This window comes from Moorena sp. SIO3I6 (assembly GCF_010672095.1).
Genome location: NZ_JAAHHU010001615.1, coordinates 1 through 1,131, shown reverse-complemented (window position 1 = coordinate 1,131; position 1,131 = coordinate 1). Strand labels below are relative to the sequence as shown.

Below are 1,131 nucleotides of genomic sequence, written 5' to 3'. Positions count from 1 at the left end.
TGGTTCCCCAATAAAACCCAGGGATTTCCCACAAAAGTGCAAGGTTTTTGAGCGACAAGATGCCAAAACCTTGCACTTGTTTGGGGAAAAAAGGCTTGAAAGCCTTGTCGGGTATGCCTTCTGCATTCATGCAGCAAGCCCTATTTATGAGCTTATAGTATTGCTTTTATTGCTTTTATTTGATGTGCAGTGCAATTTTTAAATTTAAGTTTTTTAACTTTTAGACTATTGTGATTAAATTTTATTTTTACCTTACATCCGCCGATGATACCGTCCATGATCTGCTCATCGAGTTCAGTAATGAAGCTTTCAGAAACAGGTGAAATAGCCAGGTCATAGATTGTAATGTTAGCCATTAGTAAATGTCCTATTCAGTCAAGTTATCTTGTTTAGGATTAGAGGTTTTATTGCCTCATCCCATGACTATCCTCTCGAGTTTATTCCAGGATTGCAAGGGGTTAATCAATGGCAAATGAACCAAACTAATGCAGTTATGTTTTGGTCGATTTAAAAAAATAACCCTACTAGTGGTTCAAGTCAGGACAAGTATCAAGTAAACCTGAACAAATCTCTAGGTTTTGAGAAACTAAATTAAATTAGTTATATTCTTTTTGCTTTTGGGTCGCTCCCTTGAAAGCTAGACCTGAGAAAACCTCATAAAACAATTCCACCCAAGATTTATCTTGGGTGGAATCAGAATCAGTAGTATAGCGCTACGCGCAAGGCAAGAGGCAAAAGTTGACTACAACAGCTAGTGGTGCTTGTATAAATGTCAAACACCTTAATAGGTAGTGCTATAGAGTTCCAGGGATGGAGTTGAGTTAAGTGACATTAGGTATTACTGCTTGGGAATCAAAAGCGTTCGCGTAGCGTGACCTACGGTCAATCGCGTTTGGCCTACGGCCACGCGGGGCGCGTTCGCGCAGCGGAGGCCTACGGCCACGCTACGCGAACGGCAAAGCCTAAAGCGTGACCATTCCGGTAGCGTGGCCCAAAGGCCAAGGTCAATCCCATAACTTCCGTTTACTGTAGCGCTATATATATAACCTCCCATTGCTGATTACTTACAGCGGTTTGCAAACCCCTGTAGTTAGTTATATGGTTTTAATTGCGTTACAAAAATTTAGCGAA

General features: G+C 41.1%; 2 protein-coding genes. Both read right to left on the bottom strand.

What is annotated here, in order from left to right; genetic code table 11:
• Nucleotides 1-152 precede the first annotated feature (152 nt).
• The gene (locus F6K49_RS51675) at nucleotides 153-356 is read right to left on the bottom strand and encodes a hypothetical protein (RefSeq protein WP_293110773.1); all 204 of its coding nucleotides are present in this window, start codon (nucleotides 354-356) and stop codon (nucleotides 153-155) included.
• A 482-nt stretch (nucleotides 357-838) separates the two neighbouring features.
• Nucleotides 839-1,054: a hypothetical protein gene (locus tag F6K49_RS51670; RefSeq protein ID WP_293110771.1), complete on the bottom strand. Its 216-nt coding sequence runs from the start codon at nucleotides 1,052-1,054 to the stop codon at nucleotides 839-841.
• Nucleotides 1,055-1,131 lie beyond the last annotated feature (77 nt).

What these genes read in the sequence shown, in the direction of transcription:
- F6K49_RS51675 (WP_293110773.1), bottom strand. Translation starts at nt 356, where the DNA reads ATGGCTAACATTACAATCTATGACCTGGCTATTTCACCTGTTTCTGAA.
- F6K49_RS51670 (WP_293110771.1), bottom strand. Translation starts at nt 1,054, where the DNA reads ATGGGAGGTTATATATATAGCGCTACAGTAAACGGAAGTTATGGGATT.